Annotated in this window: 21 protein-coding genes; 1 reads left to right on the forward strand and 20 read right to left on the reverse strand. The window is 24.3% G+C overall.

Going from position 1 to position 23,177, the window contains the following annotated elements; all coding sequences use genetic code 11:
• Positions 1-27 precede the first annotated feature (27 nt).
• From ABDZ71_RS06730 to ABDZ71_RS06810, 17 genes are all read right to left on the reverse strand, one after another.
• Positions 28-1,254: an electron transfer flavoprotein subunit alpha/FixB family protein gene (locus ABDZ71_RS06730; protein WP_343760141.1), complete on the reverse strand. Its 1,227-nt coding sequence runs from the start codon at positions 1,252-1,254 to the stop codon at positions 28-30.
• Between the two features lie 36 nt (positions 1,255-1,290).
• Positions 1,291-2,079: an electron transfer flavoprotein subunit beta/FixA family protein gene (locus ABDZ71_RS06735; protein ID WP_343760143.1), complete on the reverse strand. Its 789-nt coding sequence runs from the start codon at positions 2,077-2,079 to the stop codon at positions 1,291-1,293.
• A 283-nt stretch (positions 2,080-2,362) separates the two neighbouring features.
• Positions 2,363-3,877, reverse strand: coding sequence for an L-lactate permease (locus ABDZ71_RS06740; protein ID WP_343760146.1), 1,515 nt, complete (start codon positions 3,875-3,877; stop codon positions 2,363-2,365).
• Between the two features lie 698 nt (positions 3,878-4,575).
• A complete protein-coding gene (locus ABDZ71_RS06745; RefSeq protein ID WP_343760148.1) occupies positions 4,576-5,481 on the reverse strand; it encodes a sensor histidine kinase in 906 nt (301 codons plus the stop codon).
• A 28-nt stretch (positions 5,482-5,509) separates the two neighbouring features.
• Positions 5,510-6,256 carry an ABC transporter permease gene (locus tag ABDZ71_RS06750; RefSeq protein ID WP_343760150.1) on the reverse strand — a complete coding sequence of 249 codons (747 nt, stop codon included), beginning with the start codon at positions 6,254-6,256 and terminating at the stop codon, positions 5,510-5,512.
• A 171-nt stretch (positions 6,257-6,427) separates the two neighbouring features.
• The gene (locus tag ABDZ71_RS06755; RefSeq protein WP_343760152.1) at positions 6,428-7,360 is read right to left on the reverse strand and encodes an ABC transporter ATP-binding protein; all 933 of its coding nucleotides are present in this window, start codon (positions 7,358-7,360) and stop codon (positions 6,428-6,430) included.
• Between the two features lie 270 nt (positions 7,361-7,630).
• Positions 7,631-8,362 (reverse strand): ABC-2 transporter permease, encoded by a 732-nt coding sequence (locus ABDZ71_RS06760; RefSeq protein WP_343760154.1) that lies wholly within the window; start codon positions 8,360-8,362, stop codon positions 7,631-7,633.
• A gap of 34 nt (positions 8,363-8,396) precedes the next feature.
• Entirely contained in the window at positions 8,397-9,137 is a 741-nt protein-coding gene (locus ABDZ71_RS06765; protein ID WP_343760156.1) for a hypothetical protein, read from the reverse strand.
• A gap of 1 nt (position 9,138) precedes the next feature.
• Positions 9,139-10,041: an ABC transporter ATP-binding protein gene (locus tag ABDZ71_RS06770; protein WP_343760158.1), complete on the reverse strand. Its 903-nt coding sequence runs from the start codon at positions 10,039-10,041 to the stop codon at positions 9,139-9,141.
• Between the two features lie 324 nt (positions 10,042-10,365).
• Positions 10,366-11,118, reverse strand: coding sequence for an ABC transporter permease (locus tag ABDZ71_RS06775; protein WP_343760160.1), 753 nt, complete (start codon positions 11,116-11,118; stop codon positions 10,366-10,368).
• A gap of 180 nt (positions 11,119-11,298) precedes the next feature.
• Positions 11,299-11,994: a response regulator transcription factor gene (locus tag ABDZ71_RS06780; protein WP_343760162.1), complete on the reverse strand. Its 696-nt coding sequence runs from the start codon at positions 11,992-11,994 to the stop codon at positions 11,299-11,301.
• A gap of 299 nt (positions 11,995-12,293) precedes the next feature.
• Positions 12,294-12,764, reverse strand: coding sequence for a GNAT family N-acetyltransferase (locus tag ABDZ71_RS06785; RefSeq protein WP_343760165.1), 471 nt, complete (start codon positions 12,762-12,764; stop codon positions 12,294-12,296).
• Between the two features lie 122 nt (positions 12,765-12,886).
• Positions 12,887-13,846 carry a DUF4097 family beta strand repeat-containing protein gene (locus ABDZ71_RS06790; protein WP_343760167.1) on the reverse strand — a complete coding sequence of 320 codons (960 nt, stop codon included), beginning with the start codon at positions 13,844-13,846 and terminating at the stop codon, positions 12,887-12,889.
• 16 nt (positions 13,847-13,862) lie between these two features.
• Positions 13,863-14,519 carry a permease prefix domain 1-containing protein gene (locus ABDZ71_RS06795; protein WP_343760169.1) on the reverse strand — a complete coding sequence of 219 codons (657 nt, stop codon included), beginning with the start codon at positions 14,517-14,519 and terminating at the stop codon, positions 13,863-13,865.
• A 1-nt stretch (position 14,520) separates the two neighbouring features.
• Positions 14,521-14,853 carry a PadR family transcriptional regulator gene (locus tag ABDZ71_RS06800; RefSeq protein ID WP_343760171.1) on the reverse strand — a complete coding sequence of 111 codons (333 nt, stop codon included), beginning with the start codon at positions 14,851-14,853 and terminating at the stop codon, positions 14,521-14,523.
• 919 nt (positions 14,854-15,772) lie between these two features.
• On the reverse strand, positions 15,773-18,136 hold the full coding sequence (locus ABDZ71_RS06805) for a M4 family metallopeptidase (RefSeq protein ID WP_343760173.1): 2,364 nt from the start codon (positions 18,134-18,136) through the stop codon (positions 15,773-15,775).
• Between the two features lie 1,015 nt (positions 18,137-19,151).
• Positions 19,152-19,766, reverse strand: a complete 615-nt coding sequence (locus tag ABDZ71_RS06810) for a ribonuclease H1 domain-containing protein (RefSeq protein ID WP_343760175.1) — start codon at positions 19,764-19,766, stop codon at positions 19,152-19,154.
• A gap of 320 nt (positions 19,767-20,086) precedes the next feature.
• Here ABDZ71_RS06810 and ABDZ71_RS06815 point away from each other — a divergent pair, with 320 nt between their 5' ends.
• A complete protein-coding gene (locus ABDZ71_RS06815; RefSeq protein WP_343760177.1) occupies positions 20,087-21,163 on the forward strand; it encodes a VanZ family protein in 1,077 nt (358 codons plus the stop codon).
• A gap of 154 nt (positions 21,164-21,317) precedes the next feature.
• Here ABDZ71_RS06815 and ABDZ71_RS06820 read toward each other — a convergent pair whose 3' ends face one another.
• The 3 genes from ABDZ71_RS06820 to ABDZ71_RS06830 are packed head-to-tail and all read right to left on the reverse strand — an operon-like array spanning position 21,318 to position 23,164.
• Positions 21,318-22,235: a DUF4097 family beta strand repeat-containing protein gene (locus ABDZ71_RS06820; protein ID WP_343760179.1), complete on the reverse strand. Its 918-nt coding sequence runs from the start codon at positions 22,233-22,235 to the stop codon at positions 21,318-21,320.
• Positions 22,236-22,250: 15 nt separating this feature from the next.
• On the reverse strand, positions 22,251-22,820 hold the full coding sequence (locus ABDZ71_RS06825) for a DUF1700 domain-containing protein (RefSeq protein WP_343760181.1): 570 nt from the start codon (positions 22,818-22,820) through the stop codon (positions 22,251-22,253).
• A 23-nt stretch (positions 22,821-22,843) separates the two neighbouring features.
• Positions 22,844-23,164, reverse strand: a complete 321-nt coding sequence (locus ABDZ71_RS06830) for a PadR family transcriptional regulator (protein ID WP_343760183.1) — start codon at positions 23,162-23,164, stop codon at positions 22,844-22,846.
• Positions 23,165-23,177: the final 13 nt, after the last annotated feature.

Here is a 23,177-nt window from a genome sequence, read left to right on the forward strand (position 1 = left end):
CCTCCTATTTTAAATAAACTTAATCTACTAGTCCTCTATAGCAACTGCCGCTTCCATAAGTCCTCTATTTTCTTTTATTTTTTCTATTAATTTTGGAACTATTTCATATATATCTCCTACTACTGCATAATTTGCTACTTTAAGTATTGCTGCATCTTTATCACTATTTACAGCGAAAATAGTATCTGAATTATTCATTCCTGCTACAAATTGGATTGCTCCTGATATTCCAAGTGTAATTATAAGTTTTGGTTTTACTGTTCTTCCGCTCAAACCTATTTGTCTTTTAGCATCTATCCATCCTGATTCTACAAGTGGTCTTGTCCCTGCTATTTTAGCATCTAAAAGATTTGCAAGTTCATTAACCATTTCCATGTCTTTTTCATTTTTTATTCCTCTTCCAACTGCTACTATAACTTCTGCTTCTGATATGCTTTCTTCTTTTTCTTTTTCTATTACTTCTAAAACTTCTATATCCGATTTAAGAGTATTCTCATCTATTTCACAAACTGTTATTTTTCCTTCAACTTCAACTATTGCCTCTGGTGCATCAAAAACTTTATATCTTACTGTTGCAAGTTGTGGTCTATTATTTGGAGTATGAATATGTGCCATTATATTACCACCAAAAGCTGGTCTTATTTGATCTAAATCTGTATTTTCTTTTACATCTAATATAGTACAATCTGCTGTAAGACCTGTTTTAAATCTTGCTGCAATTCTTGGAGCTAATGATCTTCCAATTGTTGTTGCTCCAACTAATATAGATGATGGTTTTACTTTATTTATGAAATCTTCCATAGCTTTTGTATAAGGTTCTATTCTAAAATCTTTTAATTCTTTATAATCATAAACAAATACTTCATCTACTCCATAATGTAATAATTCTTCTGCTTTTTCTTTTATTCCGTAGCCTACAAAGACACAACATAATGGGTGATTTATTTTGTTTGCAAGTTCTTTCCCTTTTCCTATAAGTTCTAATGTAACTGGGTGTATATCTCCATCTACATGATCAACGTAAACTGCTATGCCTTTCCATTTACTTTTATCAAGTTTAACTTTTTCTTCATCTTCTATATAAGAAACTACTCCTTTAGGACCTTTTTTAACGCATAATCTACACATTTTACATCCTGCTGTTATATCTAAATCTCCATTTTTTTCTTCCATTGCTCCAAACGGACATATACCTACTAACTCTTTTATAACTTCTTCATTTAATTTTTCCTTATTTATTATTAACTTTCCCATAGCTACTCCTCCAATTTTTATAAAATCCTATAATTATTAAACGAATTTAAGTTCTTTTAATTTATCTGTCATTTTATTTGATATATCTTCACTATTTCCTTCCCATACTTCTTGCTTTTTATCATGAGATGGTGGGAATATTCTTTCAACTTGTGTTGGTGATCCATTTAACCCATATTTCTTTTCATCTTTATCTTCAAAATCTTTTAAACCTATAACTTCTATTTCTTTATTTTCTGTTTCTAATTTTCTTCTGTAAGATGGAAGTCTTGGTTCAAAAATATCTTTTTCTACTGTTATAAGACATGGATACTTAACTTCTACAACTTGCATGCTATTTGACATATCCATTTTTATAACTATAGATTTTTCTTTTATTTCTACTATATCAGTAACATTTGCTATATGTGGTATATCTAAATACTCTGCCATTTCTGGTCCAACTTGTGCTGTATCTCCATCTGTTGTTTGTTTACCACAAATAATCAAATCATATTTTCCATATTTTCTAACACCTTGAGATATTGTATATGACGTTGCTAAAACATCTGCTCCTGCAAATTTTCTATCTGATAAAAGCATCCCTTCATCTGCTCCCATCATATAAGCTTCTCTTATAACCTCTTTTGATTGAGGAGGTCCCATACTTAAAACTTTAACCGATCCACCTTTTTCTTCTTTTATCTTAAGTGCTGTTTCAAGTGCAAATAAGTCATAAGGATTCATCTTTGAATCAATTCCGTCTCTTTTTAAAACTCCTGTTACTGGATCAACTTCTACTTTGTTAGTTCCAGGTACTTGTTTAATACATACTATCATTTCCATATTAATAAACCTCCATTTATGTGAATGTATATTCTTTACTTTATATTTATAAATAACTAACTCTATTTTTTATCTATCTTATAAAGGACTACTGGTAAGACCATTTAGTTTTATAATTTATTACAATTACTACATCTTCTTATTAGTTCTAATAATAGCAATGTATAAATTATAAAACTTTATAACTTTGATCTAATGAACTCTAATTATTTTATATTTAAAACTATATTTATAACTTTTCATTTAATTTAATTTTATTATTAAAGATTTTAAATCTATTCTGTTACAAGAACTGTCCACCTATATAAACTAATATTCCAAGAAGCACTACATATCCAATACAAAACTTTATTGTTTTATTAAGTATTTTTCCTTCTTGCCCTACAAGTCCAGTTGCTGCAGTTGCAACGGCTATACTTTGTGGTGATATCATTTTTCCTGCTGTAGCTCCTGTAGCACTAGCAGCTGCAAGCCATGTTGGATTTGCACCTATTGAATTTGCTACATCAACTTGAAGTTTTCCAAACAATACATTAGATGAGGTGTCACTTCCTGTTACAAAAGTTCCAAGAGCACCTATAACTGGAGCAATCAGTGGATAAAAACTTCCTGTAATTCTTGCTAAAACTTCTGCTATTGAATTTATCATTCCGCTATATCCCATAACTTTTGCTAAAGATACAATGGCTATAACAGTTATTGCTGATTTACTCATTTGCTTTATTGTTTTTATTAAAACACTAAATATCTCATTAAATTTAGCTCCTTGAATTTTTCCACCTATAAAGGCTGCTATTATAATTAATGAACCTGGAGTTGCTATCCATTTAAATATATAAGGCTTGGCTCCTTCTCCTGTATATATGTTTACACTTGTTTTTATTTTTCCTAAAGTATTACTTATACTTGGGAAAAGTTGACTACTTAAAATCATAAATATAAATATTAATATATAAGGTGTCCAAGCTTTTAAAACAGTGGCTTTGTCCATTTTTTCTTGTGTGTCTGAAGTATTCTTATAAAAAACTTTTGCCATAAATACTGTAGCTGCCATACTACACACACTTCCTATTAAAGATGGAAGTTCAGCTCCTGTATATTTTGCTGCTAAAAGTTCTGGAATGGCAAAACTAAGTCCTGATACAAGAGTTATTAAAAATACTCCTTTAACTCCTTTTATGCTTTTAGTAGTAAGCATTACTAATACAAATGTTATTAATATTATAAAGAGAACTAATTGAATAGCTGCATAATAGCTTAAAAGGTTTACATCAAGTCCAGTAAGTTTTGCTAAAGTTGAAATTGGTATTCCTATAGCTCCAAAAGCTGTTGGCACTGTATTTGCTATTAAACATATTACTGATGCAAACAGTGGATTGAATCCCATAGCTGCCAAAATACTTGCTGGTATAGCAACTGCTGTTCCATATCCTGCTACTGCTTCTAAAAATCCGCCAAATCCCCAAGCAATTATCAAAACTAAAATTCTTTTGTCAGTAGTTATATTAGATAAAACTTTTTTTATAATGTCCATACTTTTTGTATGTAGTGATAGATTATAAGTAAATACTGCTGCAATGATAACTATCATTATTGGCCAAAGTGCTAATGCTACTCCTTCAAAAGTTGCAGTAAAAGCATTTTTAACTGGCATTTTCCAAACTAGAATAGCTAGAACTATAGTAGTTATTAAAGTTAATGTACATGTTATATGACCTTTAATTTTTAAAACTCCTAGTGAAACTATTAGCCATACAATTGGTATAAGGGCTATAAAAAATAGTGCATAGTTGTTCATCTTTTCCCTCCAATTTATAAAATTATTATTATGAAAACTGGTCGCCTGGGCTACTGGTATAACCATTTATTTTGTAATTTAATGCTATCATAATTTTTAGAATATTAAAATAATAGTTTATCTATTAACAATATGGTAAATTTTATAAATTTATTGCAAATCCGCCTATTGTAAAAGTTTACTTTATATATTTACTAAAAAATTTTTTAAATTTTTTTTATAACTTAAAAATAACTCTAAAATAGGTATATTTTTTAACGTTAAAGTTTTAATTTCTATTTATATATATTTTTTCCAATTAAAATTCTGAATTTTATATAGTTTTAAAATCTGAATTATATAATAGGTTAAATTTCATTTTAAATGTTTATGTTTACATTAAATATTGTCAATAATTCAAATTATAATAGTATAGCTCAATATATATACCTTATTCATTAATTTTATATATAAAAATAAGATACTTAATTAAAAACTAAAGGTTTTTAAATTAAGTACCTTTTATATAAATAATATTAATTTTAGAATTTCTGCTCCGTTAAATAAATAATTAACCTAATTATTATATTTATAGTAAATATGATTTTTTCTACTAAAATATTATTTTATATTTATATATATAAATACTGTATCATATGAAACTAATATATTATATAAAAACAATATGTTAATATCATTAATGTTTAAAATTTTAACAGTTAAATATCCATTGCTTTAAATGTTAAAGATATTTCTAAAACATCTCCATTTAATCTAGCATCTATACTTCCCTTCATTTTTTTAGTTAAGTTTTTTGCTATTGAAAGTCCAAGTCCTGTTCCTTTACCTGACCTAGTCTTATCTGCCATGTAAAATCTATCAAATATATGCTCTACATCTTTTAATGTGATATTCTCTGCATTATTAGAAATCTTAAAAGTCACTTTATCATCTTCTCTTTTAAGTGATATAAAGCAACTATCTTTTGCATACTTTATTGTGTTATGTAATAAATTCGAAATTACACGCTTTATAAGTTTTTCATCTGCTACTATATATAGATAATCTTTGCATAAATCTATATTAGGTTCTAAATCTCTGTACTTAAAATCATTATATCTAGAAAGTATACACTCTTTTAAGATTTTAGTTATATTTAATCTCTTTAATTCTATCTTAAAATCCATAGAATCTATAAGAGATAACTCATAAAAATCATTTATTAATATTTCAAGAGCGCCTACTCTCTCTTCTGCTATAGATATATATTCTTTTCTTTCACTATCTTTTAAATCATCTAATTTCAAAAATTGTATATATCCCTTTATAGAAGTTAAAGGAGTTCTTAAATCATGAGACATATCAGCAACAGTTCTTTTTAAATGTTTTTTCAATTTAAATTCTCTTTCTTCACATTGCTTTCTTATATCTATAGATTTATTTATATTTTTAGTTAACTCTTCTATCTCTTTATTTATAAGTCTTATAGTAACTTTGTTATCTATCTTACCCTCATTTATATACTTAAGTTGTTTTGTTATATTTTTTATTTCTCTTTTACTATACATCTTTTGAAAAAGTAAAATTATAATAATTATTATAAGAACTATATTTATAAATATCATATTTATTCCTCAACTTTCTTATAGATTTTTATTTTATATCTACTCTTTCAAATATATATATAGATAAACTAGTACAAATAATTATAAGAACTAAACAAAATAATATTATATTTAATAATTCCGCTAAAGGTATATTATGCTGTATTGTTTGAAGCATTCTATTATATATACTATTACTATAAATTTTTTTCACAAAACTAATCTTTGTAGAAATAAATCCAACTATTATATTAATAAAATACATTCCTAAGATTAAAGAAATAACTGTAGTATATGAATTTCTAAACAAAACGCTATATAAAATTGATATGGCTACACGAGCACTTTGGACAAATAATATAATTATAATAAATTTAATTAAAAACATAATACTTTCTAAAGTAAAAGAATTTGTATACCTACTAACTACAAAACTTCTTATAAAAAGTATAGTAGGACCTGTTAAACTAAACACCATAACTGCTAAAAGTATAACTAAACTTTTAGCAATAAATATATTGCATCTTCTATGCCCATAAGTTATTAAATTCTTTATATACCCTGAAGTAAACTCTTTTACTATATAATCCCCTACAAATACTCCTATAAAAATAATACTAGGTAAACCTTCTTGTGTGTTAAAAGCAATGTTTAACATACTTTCTTTACTCTCTGCTAAAAATATATCTGAAAATCCTACTAATACAACAGCTTGCAATACTCCTAAAAAAATCATAAAATAAAAAAGCTTATATGTTTTTAATTTATGTAGTTCAACTTTTAATAAATTAAACATATTAATTAAGTGAGAACTAATAATTTTATTTTCTCACTTTTACTCCCCTTCTTTCTACCTATAAGAATTAATAAACTTATAATTAATTTCACTCTTATTCACATTCAAATAAATAACTAATCAGTATGATAGGATATTTAACTTATATTGTTTATTTTCATATGCCTTATTTTATTGTGGTTTATCTGATTCAAATTCTTTTATACATTTAGATAAATAGTTTTCAAGCTTGTCTCCTTTTATCATTAACTCTTGGAGTTCTAATCCTTCATCTACTAAAATTTTAGCTATTTCTCCTATAATATCTAAATGATCATATAGTTTTATAGCATTATTTCCATCAATTTCAAAATTACTAGTATTTAATTTTTTATTTAATATAACTGTTGCCTTTGAAGTATTATCAACTTTAATATGAATAAAATTTTTGCATTTATCTTTTAGTTCTTTATATGTTAATTCTTCTATAAGCTTTCCTTTATGAATTATGCCATAGGATGTAGCTAATCTAGAAAGTTCATCTAATATATGGCTAGATATTAAAATAGTTACCCCTTTTTCTTCATTTAGGTTTTTTAAAAGTTCACGCATTTCAATTATTCCCGTAGGATCTATTGCATTTAAAGGTTCATCTAAAATCAAAAATTCAGGGTCTCCTAAAAGTGCCATAGCAATTCCTAATCTTTGTTTCATCCCAAGAGATACGGATTTGACTTTCTTATTTTTTATAGAAAGAATTCCTACTTTTTCTAATATATCTTCTATACATTCTTTCCCAGCAATTCCTTTTTCCATTCTATATATATTCATATTTTCATATATACTTTTATTTAAATATACTCCTGGACTTTCAACTATGGCCCCAATTCTATTTCTTGCTTTTTCTATTTTTCTATCTTCAAGCTCACCAAATAATTCTATACTTCCACTACTTTTTTTTGAAAGCCCTGTTATAAGTTTAATTAATGTAGTCTTCCCTGCTCCATTATTTCCAATAAGACCATAGATTTCTCCTTTTTTTATAGTCATATTAATGTTTGAAACAGCTTCAACTTTTCTGTAAAACTTTGTGAGATTGTTTGTTTTCAGTATAATTTCATCCATTTTATTAACCTCTAATTCTATCTTTTATTATTAAAAGAATTACAAATTTAAAAATATTTATTTACTTAGAATTACTCATATCTACTCTAAATTAAATTCATCTAAGATCTAAACATATAATTTAAATTCCATTTTAAAACTTCAAAACATATATTATAAACAAAATCCATTTACATATTATAATATATATTTTTAATAATACGTTATTATATTACCAAAATTTTTGTTTAAATGGAAATTATATTTAATTAAATCTCCTCATATTAAATATTACATATCTTTTTTATTAATCACAAATATTGTTAAACCTAAAAACACTATTCCACTAACAATCATAATAAGAGATTGATTTAAAGTATATCTTTGTATTCTAAATCCTGTATTTGCTATATAAAAAGGACAATTACTTATTACAGTTTTTAACAACTGATTTTTAGAACTATATAAAGCCTGAGACATAACTAATAATGTTACATCAAAATACATTATATAAGTAACTATTCCTGTAAACATTCCTTTTTCTGTAATACTAGAAACTAATAAAGAAAAAGCACCTAAAGTAAAAGAATATATTAGAAATACATATATGTTTTTAAATAAATTGCCAAAAGTTAAAACTTCTGATAAATTTTTTCCTATAAAAACATTAAATACAATAAAAATAATATCATATAATAAAAACATAACTATACTCATTATGCAAAAACTAATTAATTTAGAAACAATAATCTCATCTCTTTTAAACATTCCAGTAAAAACTATTTTATCTGTTTTATTTGTAAATTCTTCACCTAAAGACACTGAAAAATTTATTATGAGAAGATAAGGTATAACTGTAATCATCATACAAGGTATATCAATATTTGCCCCAAATTTATATATTTTATCTATAGCATATACTAAACAAAACATAGATAACAAAGTTAATACATTTATTATTATAGTTTTAAAAAATCCACTCTTTTTAGCATCTAAAGTCATAACTTTTAATGTTCTTTCCACGTCAAACCCTCCAATTTAGTTAATCTTATATAAATTATTTTATTTCTCTTCTGTTCATAATAATAGTTGCCCCTATAAAAAAGATAATTCCCCAAGTAACGTTTATAAGTATTGATTTTATAGGAAAATCATAATACATTATATTTGTAGCATTATAGAAAGGAGTTTTCATATATTCTAAGATTCCTTTAGGTAAATGTGCTCCTCTTCTTGATAACATAACTATTGCAGCATTATAGAAATTTATCAAAGATAAAAATAATACTAAACCTATTGTATTTTTCTTGTTTTTAAAAGTTATAGCTACTGTTAAGACCATAATTGATCCCATAGAAAATGTTAAAACAATAATTGTTATAATAATCTCAATATGATTTAGTGCTAAAAACCCTGAAAACCCTATCTTATTATTTAAAATTAAAGATGTTATAAAATTATTTAATTCAACAGCTATGGAAAATACAAATCCTAAAATAATTAAAGACATAAATTTTGAAATCATTATTTGAACTCTACTAAATATTCCGCTAAATATAACTTTACTTGTATTAAATCTTATATCATTTTGAATAACTAAAATACTTGCATATAATATTCCAACATATAAAAATCTAGTAAATTCAAAAGTATATCCAATTAATGAATGTAGTCTAGAACTTGCAAAAAAACTCCATAGCCCTGAATAAATAAATGCTCCTATTATACAAACTATAATTCCTTTTGAATGAAGTATATTTTTTACATCTACTAACGATAATTTAAATAATTTAGCCATATTAATCTTCCCCCATTGTCTTTAGATACTCTTCTTCTAAGCTTTCTTTTACTTTATAAACTTCACTAAAAGGTATATTGTTTGAATTAACATTAGAAACTAAATCTTCCATCTTATTAGCTTTTATTTTCACATATATTGTGTCTTCATTTATAATCTTAAATTCTAAACCTTTCTCTTTTAAAAATTCTTTCATTATATTAACTTTACTTGTCTTAAAAGCTATTCTATGACATATCCTTTCTTTATTTTTTAAATCTTCCACTTTTATTATTTTTCCCTTTTGTATGAATGCAACTTTATCACACATAAGCTCTATTTCTGAAAGAATATGACTAGATATTAATACTGCTGTATTTTTTTCTTTTGCTATATATTTTATAAACTTTCTAAGCTTTGGAACAATAGCTGGATCTAATCCATTAGTAGGTTCATCTAAAATTAAAATTTTAGGATAAGATAAAACTGCTTGAGCAACTCCAAGTCTTTGTTTCATTCCCAAAGAATATTTTTTAACTTTTTTATTTACATAACTCTTAATATCTAATCTTTCAATTATTTCATCAATTTCCCTTTTATCTTTAAGGCCAGATATTTCTGCAAAGAATAATAGATTCTCATATCCTGTTAAATTAGGATAAAACCCTGGTGTTTCTATTACAGACCCTATTGGCTTTGTCTTTAAATTCTTTATATTTTTTATATTTTCACCTTCAAAATAAACTTCTCCACTATATTTTCTTATAAGACTTGTTATGATTTTCATTAAAGTAGTTTTTCCTGCACCATTTGGTCCTACAAGTCCTACAATCTCTCCTCTATTTAAAGATAAGTCCACTTTATCTAAAACAATATTTCTTTTATATGATTTACTTATGTTTTTTACTTTTAATACTTCACTCATAATAATCCTCCTAATATTTTCAACTTGTTACTTCAAGGACTATTCTAATACCCAATGTATAAAAAAACTTAAAACAATTCTTAAATAAATATTAAATATGAAAAATATTCTTGCCATCTTTAACTTATTCCTTATTTTCATGTACCTAAAAGAGTTTCTAGATAATTAAAATACCACCCATAACTTTCTAAAAATAACTTTAAATCATTTTTTAGAAACTTTATAGATGGCATTAACTGTATTAAAATATAGAATTTTACTTAACAAACATATTAATAATGAAATAGCTAAAATTAGTATATAGTTTGTATAAATATATAAATACTATTTTATATCTGCTCTTTTAAATACATATATAGATAAACTCATGAAAATAATTATAATAACTAAACAATAAAATATTATACTTACTAAATCAGTTAAAGGTACCTTGTTTTTTAGTGCTTCAAACATTTTACTAGATATACTCTTACTATAGATTTTTGATACAAGCATACTTCTGTTTCTTATAGAGAAAAAATTAATTATTCTATTTATAAAATCTAATACAAATACCATAGATATAACGAAACTTTCAGAATTTCTAAATAAAAAAGCTATAAGAACTGCTATAGCGGCTAAGACACTATATACAAAAAACATAAGTATAAAAAGCCTAATTAAAAATAAAAAACTTACTAAATTAAATTCAGTTCCATATCCATTAATAAAAGTATTTCTAACACATACTATAATAGGGCATGTAAATCCAATTATAACTAGTCCTAAAGAACAAGTTATAAATTTAGAAATAACTATATGAGCCCTCTTATGTCCATATATTATTAAATTTTTTATATATCCTGAAGTAAATTCTCTTACTATATAATCCCCTATAAATATTCCTGAAAAAATTATGATAGATAAACCTTGTTGTGCTAATAAAGTTCTTACTAAAACATCTTGTCCACATTCCCTTCTAAAAAGATCAGAAAGAGTTACCATTGAAACTGCTTGTAGTATAGTTAATAAAATTAAAAAATAAAATATCTTATATGTTTTTAATTTATGAAATTCAACTTTTAATAGATTAAACATTTCAACCATGCGAGAGCTAAAGAAACTACTCTCACTTTAGTTCACCTTCTTTCTAATATAATAAAATAATTACTATATTGATTCATCTTATAGTTCAAATTTTTATAAATATTTTAATATGTACTAATCTTTTAAACCTTAATCTAATCACTTGTTATTGATTTTAAAACCTATCTTCTTCTATCCTTTAAGTTTGTATCCCATACCCCATATGGTTTCTATGTATTCCTCATTAGGATTTTCTTTTGAAAGTTTATTTCTTAAATTACTCATATGTACATTTACTGTATTTTCATCACCCATATATTCGCTTCCCCAAACACTTTCAAATAGGTTCTCCTTACTAAAAACTTTTTTAGGATGAGACAGTAATAACTCTAATATTTTAAACTCTCTAGCTCTTAAGGTTACTTTTTTATCATTTACACAAACTTCTTTTGTTTCTTTATTTAAACTTATATCTTTATAATTTAGGACTTGTCCTTCCATATTATTATTATTAAATTTTAAATACCTTCTAAGATTTGTATAAATTCTTGCCCAAAGTTCTTCTATATCAAAAGGTTTTGTTATATAATCATCTGCTCCATTCTTAAGAAGCTCTATTTTTACTTCTTTATCTAATTTAGCAGATATAACAACTATAGGCATCTGCTTTACTTCTCTTATTTTCTTTAAAAGTTCTTCGCCACCTATTCCAGGAAGCATCAAATCTAACAATACTAAATGTAAATCCTCAGATTTAATATATAAAAGTGCTTCTGTACCTGAATATGCTTTTATTACATTATATCCTTTCTTTTCAACTAATTTAGATAACATATCATTTATATGATTATCATCTTCTACTACTAGTATATTAATATTTTTATCCATAAGTCTTCTCCTCTAAAATCTTTAAAATCATTCATAATAACCTTAAATAATTAAAATTTTATCTTATATCTTTTTTATATGAAATTTAAAATTAGTATTAATATATACCTTTAAATATTGTAACATAATCCAATTGATGGATAAATAACAATATTGAATCATACTACTTAGAAATTCTTTCAATAAAACACAACAAAAGCACACTAAACTTATGTGTGCTGCTAAAGAAATAAATTCTATGATAACTGTAAAAATACGATATTTTAATTTAATTTCTATAAAATCATGATATATGAAATTTACATATTATTAATATCTTTTTTCATTATATAATTTATAAACACTTGTCCATTATGATGTTTATGCTGCTTTTTTAAAACATAATATTTTTTAGCTAAGAAGAATGGCTTAGCTGTTATACTAGCTTCGGTGTAGACTTCTTTATAACCTAAATTTTTAGCTTCTTTCTCTAAAACACTTAGTATTTTTGAAGCAACTCTCTTTCTTTGATACTTTTCATGTACGTATAATCTATCTATATATTTTTCATTATTTAAATCTCCAAATCCCACTATTTTGTTATTTTCTCTAGCTACATAAGATACATTCTTTTCAAGTGAATTAAGCCAAATTTTTTTATCTGGATTTTCTATTGCCCAAGCATCTAATTGGTTTTTATTATAATCTTTCGAATTTATAGTATGGACTGTTTTATAAAATAAATCTAATATTTCTATTAAATAAACTTCTTTAAACTCCTCTATAACCATCTATTAACACCCTTTTTTACTAGTTTTTAATATATATATCAAAATATTTATTAACCAAAATAAACATACTATAAATTATAGCATGCTTATTTTTATTTAATGTTTATTATAAAAATAATTCTCTAATATATCTTTTCTAAGTTAATATCTCCTGATGAAGTCTGAACATCAATTCTTTTATAAGGATCATCGCCAATTTTACCTGTACCTTCATCTTTTTCTTCTTGATTATTGTAATTAATAGGAAAATCCGAATTAATTTCACCTGAACCACATTTTCCACTGAAATCAAAATTGATTTTTTTATTTATTTTTAAATTTACATCTCCAGAACTTGCCTTAACATTAGAATAATCATTTATGTCTTTATATTGAATTTTTATATCTCCTGATGTAGCTTTAACATTTCCTGAGCCTTTAACTAAGTTCGCCATTATATCTCCTGATGTTAACTCTATATTATAAATATTTGTATTTAAATTTCCTATTTGAACATCTCCTGATGTTGATTCTAAATTAAATTCATTTGCCTTAATACTATTCATTCCATAAAAATCTCCTGAACTTTGAGTAGACTTTATCATATTCAAACCAATATTTGAATCAAATTTAATATCTCCTGATGTTAAATTTATCTTTAAGTTTTTATTATATTGTTTAGGAATATATACCTCTATTTTTTGTCCACTTACTCCAAAAAAAACTATTCCAAATGAACTATGTCTAATACCCCTTTTAATATTAATACTGTCTCCACTTTTATCCACTTGAAATTTTTCTTTTTCTCTAAGCTTAGTTGAACATTTCTCAATTACTCTTATTTTTGAATCATTAGTTTCCTTTATTATTACGTCTGAACTTCTAAAATCTAAATTTATATTATTACATCCATCTAATGATATGGTTTTATCCTTTTGGGTTTTTAAATTTTTTCCTCCTACATTTATACTAACAATATTAGAGATATTAAAATTAAATCCAAAATCTTTTTTATAGGTTACACCATAAATTAAAATTCCTATAAGAAATACTACTATAATAGACCATATTATAATCTTAGTTTTTATAAAATTTTTATTCATTATATTAACCTTCCTTTTATTCTTTTAATTGAAAAACTAAAACTATTATTCTCTCAACAGCCGCTCCTATTATAAATATCACCCATGAATATGCCCATATATTAAAAACAAAACTTATAATAATATAAATGGCTACAATAAGAGTCCACATTACTGATTTAATTGAACTTTGAATTTGTCTTTCTTTAACACTTGAAGATTTCCACTCTTTAAATTCTTCTACTACGGTATCTTCTTGTTTTACATATCTAGGTCTAGATGAATGATGATATACTAAAACACATGTAGCTATTCCACACATTAAAATTAATACACAACCTACTATATTCTCATTAACTTGAAAAACTTCTGATAACAGTATTGTTACAACTATACTTAATATATAAGTTCCTATTGCTCCAGTTAAAACTAATGCATGCTTTTTTCTGTATTTGTCCATACTAGATCTATCAAACATATCCTCAATCTCCAATCCTTTAAAAAGTTCATCTACATCACCTATTCCATCTATAGCGTTATCTATAGCTTCTTGTTCAGTTTTTCCTTCATTTTTTGAATCATTATATCTTTCTATAACATTACCCCAAAGTTCATCTTTAAGTTCTTTTGCAGCTTTTGTTTTTGGTATATCTTCAAATACACTATTAAAGCTTTCTCTTAAATTTTCATACATTCTATATCCCCACCTTTATTAAAGTATCTATTAATTTTTTAGATTCTTCCCAATCTTTTATGTTCTGCTTTAACATAGCCTTTCCAAGTTCTGTTATAGAATAATATCTTCTTCTTGCCCCTGTCTTTTGATTTCCCCAATAGGAGGTTATCATAGATGATTTTTCAAGTCTTCTAAAGGCTGAATATAAAGTTGCTTCTTTTAATTCATACTGATTATCCGTTTTTTGTTTTATAGATTTATTTATTTCATAACCATAACTATCTTTTTGAGATAAATATGATAGTATTATAGTTTCCGTATGTCCTCTTATAATGTCTGATGTTATAGACATAAAGTCACTCCCCTCATCTTAATTTAGTTATGTTAACAAAAATACTTTTATTGGTATGTTTAGTATATTTTTTTATTTATCTTACTTATATTATAAAAATATATACCTCGCCTGTCAAGGTATATATTTTTATAATATATATTTTTTTATAATATATATTTAATCAATCATATATCATTTATATATTTATAAAATATGCAATTCATATTTTATAATAATAGTATGCATTGGTTTATGTTTAAACATATTATTTTCTTATTAAAAGTCTCTTGTAATTACAACAAAAAAGTAAAAATCATAAAGGTTACAAAACTGTAATATTAATTATTAAAATTGTAATATTAACTAAAAGATTTCTTTACAATTATGCTTTATAATTAAACCATAGAACTTATAAAATACAAATTAAAATAGATTAAAGAAACCTCCTTCCCAAACTGTGTGAAAGCACAGTTTCTTTTTTTATAAAACACTTATTATTTTAGGTTTATTATCTTAATCTTCATTGGATTATTATTTTATTTAAAATGATAATTTTATAATTCTAATCCTAGATTATAATGAATTGCTGTATTTTAATATTAATTTTTTAAATTTATTAAAAATTATATATTTATTGTTAAAATAATAATATAATCTAAAGACTTTCTTAAGATTTATGTTTTATAATTAATATACAATCAATAAAAAATATATTAAATAAATTATGAAACCTCCTTCCCAAACTGTGTGAAAACACAGTTTATTTTTTTATAATTTATCAAATATAATCTAACTAATCTAACTATGTATTAAGTTAAAATGTTATTTGAACATTCCTAACATAAAAAACATCTTAAATATGCTGTTTTATTATAAATAAAAATATCCATTTACTTATCTTTTTAGGTTAAGTAAATGGATATTTAAAATTTAAATGCTATTTGACATAGTATGCTACTTTATATATTTTATAGTTATACTTAGCATTACTATTACTTGTTTTTACAACTATTTTAATCTTATGTCCATGAGTAGAAAAACTTGTACTTCCAATGTTTCCTGTATATTCTTTTAAAACTTTTCCATTTTCATCTAATATACACAACTTACTGTTTCTATCTAAATTAATGTTGTCAAAGTATACTCCTACACCAGAAACACCTTCTTTTTCTACAACAACTTCTTTATTATTCTTATTATCTACTTCTATTGTTTTATTCTCAAGATTCCACCCTTTTTTCATTTCAGTTTTAGGCTTATCTCCAGTTTCTTCCTTCGGAAAAGCTACAGCTAGTTGATATGGTTTATATGCATCATATATTCCATATTTACTAGTTACAAGTAAATAATATCTTCCTGCTGAATTTATTTGATGTACAATTTGTTCTCTTGAAGTTGCATAATTATAAGATTTATCTATTAATCTTCCACTTCCATCATATAAATACATATCGTAATCTTCTGGTAGTTTATCTAAAGCAAATAATAAAGTTCCTTTTGATTTAGCATCTATATAAAACCAATCTTTATCTCTTGAATTTGAAATAGCAGCAGTATATATACCTTTTTCTTCAAGTCCTACTGCAGAACTTATTGAATTATTAGGTTCAAATTTATCATTTACAGGGTTGCCTTTATAAGGATCTCCAATACCTACTTCTGAAAATCCATTCATAACTAACTTATATTCATTACTATCTTTACCATATAAATCTTCTGCAGATTTTATAACAGCTTCTCTTGCATCCTCAAAATCACTAAGAGATACTAAATAATTGGTATTTGCTCTATAAAATAACTTACCTAGTTTTCTTTTACCTACAACTTTTCCTATATTGTAAGCAGCTTTTTCTATTATTCCTGAATTTGTATGAACACCACCATGATCATATCTTGTATATAAATAATCTCTCATATGATCTGGATTTCCATTTTTCTTTGGATCAGACATATCTCTTAGTCCATCTCCATCTTTTCCTGGAGTATATACCTCATCTCCAATGAGCCAACTTTGCTTATCATTTCCATAAAAATAACTTTCACAAGCTAGACCCATAATATCTGACATTGCTTCATTTAAGGCTCCAGATTGTCCTTGATAGGCAAGATTAGAAGTATATTGAGTTACTCCATGAGTAAGTTCATGACCTACAACATCTAAAGATTCTGATAAAGGACTAAACTCAACTCCATCTCCATCTCCAAATACCATTTGACTTCCTGTCCAAAATGCATTATTTACTTTATTGCCTAAATGAACACATCCTCTTAAATCCATACCTTTACCATCAATACTATCTCGACCAAGTTCTTTGTTATAATAATCATACACTCTTCCTATATTTATGTGAGCGCTTACAGCTGATTTTTGAGATTCACCATCAAAGTTATTATCATCATCAGTTATTACCTTACCAGGAATACTGTAATCATTTATATGATTTAAGTCTGCTGTTATCACTTTAGCACCACTTTTTCTTGTAGTATCTTTTAAATAATATTTGCCATTTTCAAAATAAGTATTTATTTGTGTCTCTTTATTTGAAAGATCTATTCCCTTACCTTTTACTGCTTGTCCTAATGTTTCTGTTTCATCATACTTATCTAAAATTTTCCCATTCTCTGCATTTACAAATACACTTAATTTATGAATAGCTGGCTTTACTGTAAATAGTTTTATTAAATAAACAGGTTGAACTTTTCCATCATGCTCATATAAATAAGTTTTAGATGTTGGTTTTTCAAGATAAACTGTACTCTCCTTTTTTAATCCTTCACATTGTTCCGCTAAGGATATAGCTTTTTCTTTTGTAATTTTAAATTTTTCTTTCCAATTATCTTTTTTAACTTTTGTTTTAACTTTTCCATTTACAGAATATACTTTTCCTTTTTTATCAGTATGAACTATAATATTATCTCCATAAACCGGTATACCATCTACAGTTAAAACCATACGGTAATGTGTTTTTCCTAATTCATCTTTTTCTGTTTTTAATATTTTAAATTTACCTTTTTCTATTTTAAATACATCTTTTATTTCATTTGAAAACTTTAAAGCAGTATTTTCTTGTAATACTTTTTCATCTGATAAATCACCTGATATAAATCTAGGTGCATCTGATTCTTTATCCCATTTCAAATCAAATTTAGTACTATTTTTAGTATTAGATTGAAGATTATTTAAAACTTTATCTTGTTTTTCATCACTAGAACTATTTTCTTTAGCCATTACACAAGTAGATCCTACTGTACTTGTAATGAAGGCTGTAAGCATAACTATGGCCAATTTCTTTTTTAACATTTTTATTCTCCTTCTTTATTTAGAATGATTGCTTTAAATTTTAATACATTTAATAATTATTTATAAATTCTATTGTTTTACTAATTTAATCCCGGGTATATAAATTATATTTATATTTTCGTTACACTTATTAACATTTTTACATTTTTTTATATTTTTGTTATTTTAATATAAAACTACATATTAAATTATTAATATGTAGTTTTATCTATTATTATTTAATTAATTTAAAATTAAAATTAAAGTTTTTTCAATTACAGTATAACTATTTAATTTATACTGTAATAATATTTTTCTACTTTATTAATAACAATCTAATTTATTAACTTAAATAAGTAAAATTTATTTAGGAATATTAAAATATAATGTATCTTACTAAAATGTAAGATTTATTGTGAAAATTGTAATATAATAGACAGGTTTTCTTAAGAATTATGTTTTATAATTAATATATAATCAATTTATAAAAAAAATATATTAAATAGATTTATGAAACCTCCTTCCCAAACTGTGCTTTTGCACAGTTTCTTTTTTTATACAAACACTTATATATTTGTATAAAATAATCATTTTTATTAGTTTTATATATTTTTATTATGTTTTAACTACTTTTCAATTTATTGTATTTAAAAAAATATTTTAACATATTATTATATTTTTTCTATATCTATGTTATACTATATATGTATCATACGATACTTAAATTTAAAATATAATTCATCTAAAATCCTCTTTATTAGAGGGCCTTTAGCATATATATTTATATTAATTGAATTTTAAAATTTGTTTTGCTAATAGCTTATGGAAATACTTTAAGTCTTTTTACTAACTTGAAAATTTCAATCTTAATTTTTAGTTAAAATTTATCTATTTAAATGGTAGTTATACCTATCCTCAAAGTAAAATAGGATAAAAATTTTGATTTTAAATTTTCTATAAGACTTAAAGTTCCTATATAATAAAACAGACTGTCAAAAATTATTTATAATTTTTTGACAGTCTACTTTTTTATATTTTAAATATCTAAAAATCTTTCTTCACTTATAGCTTTCTTAGCTAATTTATCTGCTACTTCATTATATGTATCCCCTGTATGTGCCCTCACCTTTATAAAATTCACTTTCACCTCATCTGCTATACTATCATAAAACTTTTTATAAGCTTTGGTTCCATCTTTTTTTGCTTGCCAAGCACCTGTACACCATTTTTCTATTCCCTCATAATCATAGTATATATTAATTTCTTTATAATTATTGTCTAAAGCATATTTCATAGCAAATTCTGATGCTTTTATTTCTCCTGCTACATTTCTCATATTTAATAACATTTCATCTTTTCCTGCAAAATAAAATCGTTCTTCTTTATTATTAAATAAAATCACAATACCTGAACCATACATACTTTTAGTCTTTTCAAAACTTCCATCTACATATGCTTTTAAAATACTTTCATCATCTATAGTAAGAGCTATGTTTTGTTTACCATAACTTAAATATTCTTCTGCCTCTTTCTTTGATTTAAATCCTTTAAATTCTGCTCCAGAATATCCACTTATTTGTTTTTGACATTCCCCCCAAGTATTAAATAATCCTACATTTCTACCTTTTCTTACTGCATAAATTTTTCCCACTTTAAAATTACCACCTTACTTTATGCACATTCAAATAAATAATTGTATTTCAAAAATCCTACTCACATATTTAACTTCATATTTATTCTTATATGCTTTATGATATAAAATTAGCTGATTTAATTATAATTGTAATTTAAAATAATATAAAGATTTTTATTAAAATAAATTTACCTCATTAAAATAAATAACTAGTTAGTATTTTTAATACTAAACTTTAAATCTAACAAACAAAACAAATATAGAATACATTTTGTTAACATAAACACCTTCTATTGGTTTATACTATAATTAATAAAAAAAATATATAAGGAGATATAATGAGTACATATTTAATTCCAATTAAAACAGCGATATTTCTTTTTCCATTTATAGCATTTTTATTTACTTTTCCTTTTGCTATATATCAATATAGAAAACATGGATATATTAATAAATTAAGAGTTTTTATACTATACTCGTTCTTATTGTTTTTAATTACTGCATACTTTCTAGTAATACTGCCATTACCTAAGACTCGTGATATTAGAAGTCTACAAAAAGCTGGAACAAAACATTATCAGTTAATTCCTTTTAATTTTATTCATGATTTTATAAAAGAAACTAATATAGATTTTCAAAACATCCACACATATAAATATATTTTAAAGGATAGATCATTTTTACAAGCAGCTTTTAACGCTATCTTACTTACTCCACTTGGAATTTATTTAAGATATTACTTTAAAAAAGATTTAAAAAAGACTGTATTGATAACATTTTTAATATCCTTATTTTTTGAAATCACTCAACTTTCCGCTTTATACGGATTTTATAATGCACCTTACAGAATTTTTGACATAGATGATCTTATATTAAATACTCTAGGAGGATTTATAGGATACTGGATAGCTCCTATGTTCACTTTTTTTCTTCCTAATTCTAGTAATCTTGATAAAAATATAGATTTAGAAGTACTAAAAGTGGGTATCTTTAGAAGATTCTTTGCTTTAGGAATTGATTGGCTAATTTTAAGCATATTCTTAAATAAAAATACAAATTTTATAGAAAAAGCATTTGGTATTTTTATATATTTTATATTAATAGTCTATATAACAAATGGGCTAACTTTAGGCAAAGCTATTGTTAGAATTAAGATTAAAGGACTTTATAAGAAATTAACTTTAAAAGAAGTGGTATTAAGATATGGAATATTATATTTTGGAATTATAGGTGGAAATTATATACTAAAAGGTGTTCTGACTTTTACTAATAATGAACTAATTTATTCCGTTGTTTCAATATTCGGATTTATAATTAACATTATTTTAATTTTTCATTTTATATTTTGTATTATAACAAATAATAGGTTTTTCTATGAAAAATTAAGTCATACAAGAAATATTATAATTAAATAACTATCTATAACATAACGTTTTATAAAAGAGCAAAATTTCTTTAGTTTATCTATTTGAAAATTAATAAATTCATTAAAACTTATAATTTAAAATAATAAAAAGTCCTCTTAATTTAAAATTTAATCTTAAATTAAGAGGCTATCTTATAAAATATTTATCTTGTTTTTAAAATTTCTATTTCACCTAAAGAATTTTTCAAACTAATGTTATACTTACCTGTACCATTTTTTACTGATACAGATTTTTTTACTACCTCTCTTTTTTCATTTACATTCATAGATTTAAACTCATTTTTTATATCTCCAGTTTGAGTCTTAGCATTTAAATTAAAATCTGATTCTTCAGGAACATATAAATTAATCTGACCAGTAGAATTAGTTATATCAATATCATCAACTAACTTACTACACTCTATTTTAATATCTCCTATAGAATTATTACAACTTAGTTTCCCACTTAATTTTTTAAGATTTATCTCTCCAGTAGAAACTTTCAGATTTATATTCTTAGATTTTATACTATCTCCTCTTATTTCTGCTATATTAGCTGTAACTTTTAAATTATTAATATCTATACTTTTAATATTTATATCACCTACTTTAGATTTTAATTCAATATCATTATTATATTTTTTTGGAACATATAATTTCACAATATATTTTTCATTATCTTTCTTATCAAAAATATGTAAATTAAAAGGAAATCCTATTTTTATAACTTTTTTATTTTTAATATTAGCCTCTATATTTAATTCATTATTTTTTTCTTGTATTCTAACATCCCTACCATTTGCCTTTCCATTTTTAGATATTACAACTCGCCCATTACTGTTCTCAGTAGAATATAAATATACCCTTCCTACATCTACATTTACAGATATATTTTTAATATTATCTACTTTATATTCTTCATCTTTTATTATTCTTTCATCTAATATATCTGTAACTCTATCTGGTGAACTTATTATTTTACCTATATTACCCATATAATATAATCTTACAAAAAATATTATTGTAGATACAAATAGAACTACTACTAAAAATCTATTACTTATTTTACCTTTGTTACTCATATTACTACCACCTCTTTAGTTTCTACCTTTTATTATCTCAATATTCTTTTTCATATAACTATACATAATATGATAAAATCCTTTATTCAAATATACACTACCTCTAAAGGCTAACAGCCCTCCTGAAATAAATATAATTGATAAAAGGAAAACATCTATATAAGGTAGATTAGGCCCAGTAACAAATGGCAAATAACTTAATATAGGAGATATTAAAAACATTCCCCCACTAAAAATAAAAACTACAGATATAATAATAAAAGAAAACAATATAGCTACTCCTGCAAGTGCAAATCCTAAAACAAATATAAGATTAAAAAGTCCTAATCCTAAAGCAGCTATAATAGCTGATGATATATTACTAACACTAGGATTTTCTTTAGCTTTTTCTAGTTTTTCAGATGCACTATATTGCTTTGCTATCTTTCTAGGATCCCCAAGCTCCTTTATTATTTCTTTTTCATTCTTTCCATTTTTAATTCCTATATCAAAATGCTCTTTATAATCATACATTATTTCTTCTTTTTCTTCTGAGTTAAGTTTTAAATTATTGTATAAAATATTTAAAAATTCTTTTTTGTTCATAACTATCCCCCCTATTTATATATTTAATTCTTATCAGATTTATCAAGAATTTTATTTACATGTAGTATAAATTCTTTCCATTCTTTTTCTAATTGCTCTTTTTTCTTATACCCTTCTTCTGTTAATCTATAATATTTTCTTGGAGGTCCTTCTTTTGATTCCTTAAGATAAGTTTCAAAATACCCTTCTTTAGTAAGACGTCTTAATATTGGATATATAGTTCCATCTGATATTTCTATATTTTTTGATATTTCCGTTACCAGTTCATAACCATAGGATTCTTTAAAACTAACAGTTGATAATACGCATAGCTCTAATACTCCCTTTTTAAGTTGTGTATTCAATACTTTTCCTCCT

Source organism: Clostridium oceanicum (assembly GCF_039521385.1).
Classification (GTDB): Bacteria; Bacillota; Clostridia; order Clostridiales; family Clostridiaceae; genus Clostridium_F; species Clostridium_F oceanicum.

Coding starts and splice junctions, on each gene's coding strand:
- ABDZ71_RS06780 (WP_343760162.1), bottom strand. CDS start 11,994: ATGGATAAAAATATTAATATACTAGTAGTAGAAGATGATAATCATATA.
- ABDZ71_RS06775 (WP_343760160.1), bottom strand. CDS start 11,118: ATGTTTAATCTATTAAAAGTTGAATTTCATAAATTAAAAACATATAAG.
- ABDZ71_RS06770 (WP_343760158.1), bottom strand. CDS start 10,041: ATGAGTGAAGTATTAAAAGTAAAAAACATAAGTAAATCATATAAAAGA.
- ABDZ71_RS06825 (WP_343760181.1), bottom strand. CDS start 22,820: ATGAACAAAAAAGAATTTTTAAATATTTTATACAATAATTTAAAACTT.
- ABDZ71_RS06795 (WP_343760169.1), bottom strand. CDS start 14,519: ATGTATGAAAATTTAAGAGAAAGCTTTAATAGTGTATTTGAAGATATA.
- ABDZ71_RS06805 (WP_343760173.1), bottom strand. CDS start 18,136: ATGTTAAAAAAGAAATTGGCCATAGTTATGCTTACAGCCTTCATTACA.
- ABDZ71_RS06755 (WP_343760152.1), bottom strand. CDS start 7,360: ATGGATGAAATTATACTGAAAACAAACAATCTCACAAAGTTTTACAGA.
- ABDZ71_RS06820 (WP_343760179.1), bottom strand. CDS start 22,235: ATGAGTAACAAAGGTAAAATAAGTAATAGATTTTTAGTAGTAGTTCTA.
- ABDZ71_RS06765 (WP_343760156.1), bottom strand. CDS start 9,137: ATGGCTAAATTATTTAAATTATCGTTAGTAGATGTAAAAAATATACTT.
- ABDZ71_RS06735 (WP_343760143.1), bottom strand. CDS start 2,079: ATGGAAATGATAGTATGTATTAAACAAGTACCTGGAACTAACAAAGTA.
- ABDZ71_RS06740 (WP_343760146.1), bottom strand. CDS start 3,877: ATGAACAACTATGCACTATTTTTTATAGCCCTTATACCAATTGTATGG.
- ABDZ71_RS06730 (WP_343760141.1), bottom strand. CDS start 1,254: ATGGGAAAGTTAATAATAAATAAGGAAAAATTAAATGAAGAAGTTATA.
- ABDZ71_RS06785 (WP_343760165.1), bottom strand. CDS start 12,764: ATGGTTATAGAGGAGTTTAAAGAAGTTTATTTAATAGAAATATTAGAT.
- ABDZ71_RS06745 (WP_343760148.1), bottom strand. CDS start 5,481: ATGATATTTATAAATATAGTTCTTATAATAATTATTATAATTTTACTT.
- ABDZ71_RS06750 (WP_343760150.1), bottom strand. CDS start 6,256: ATGTTTAATTTATTAAAAGTTGAACTACATAAATTAAAAACATATAAG.
- ABDZ71_RS06790 (WP_343760167.1), bottom strand. CDS start 13,846: ATGAATAAAAATTTTATAAAAACTAAGATTATAATATGGTCTATTATA.
- ABDZ71_RS06815 (WP_343760177.1), top strand. CDS start 20,087: ATGAGTACATATTTAATTCCAATTAAAACAGCGATATTTCTTTTTCCA.
- ABDZ71_RS06800 (WP_343760171.1), bottom strand. CDS start 14,853: ATGTCTATAACATCAGACATTATAAGAGGACATACGGAAACTATAATA.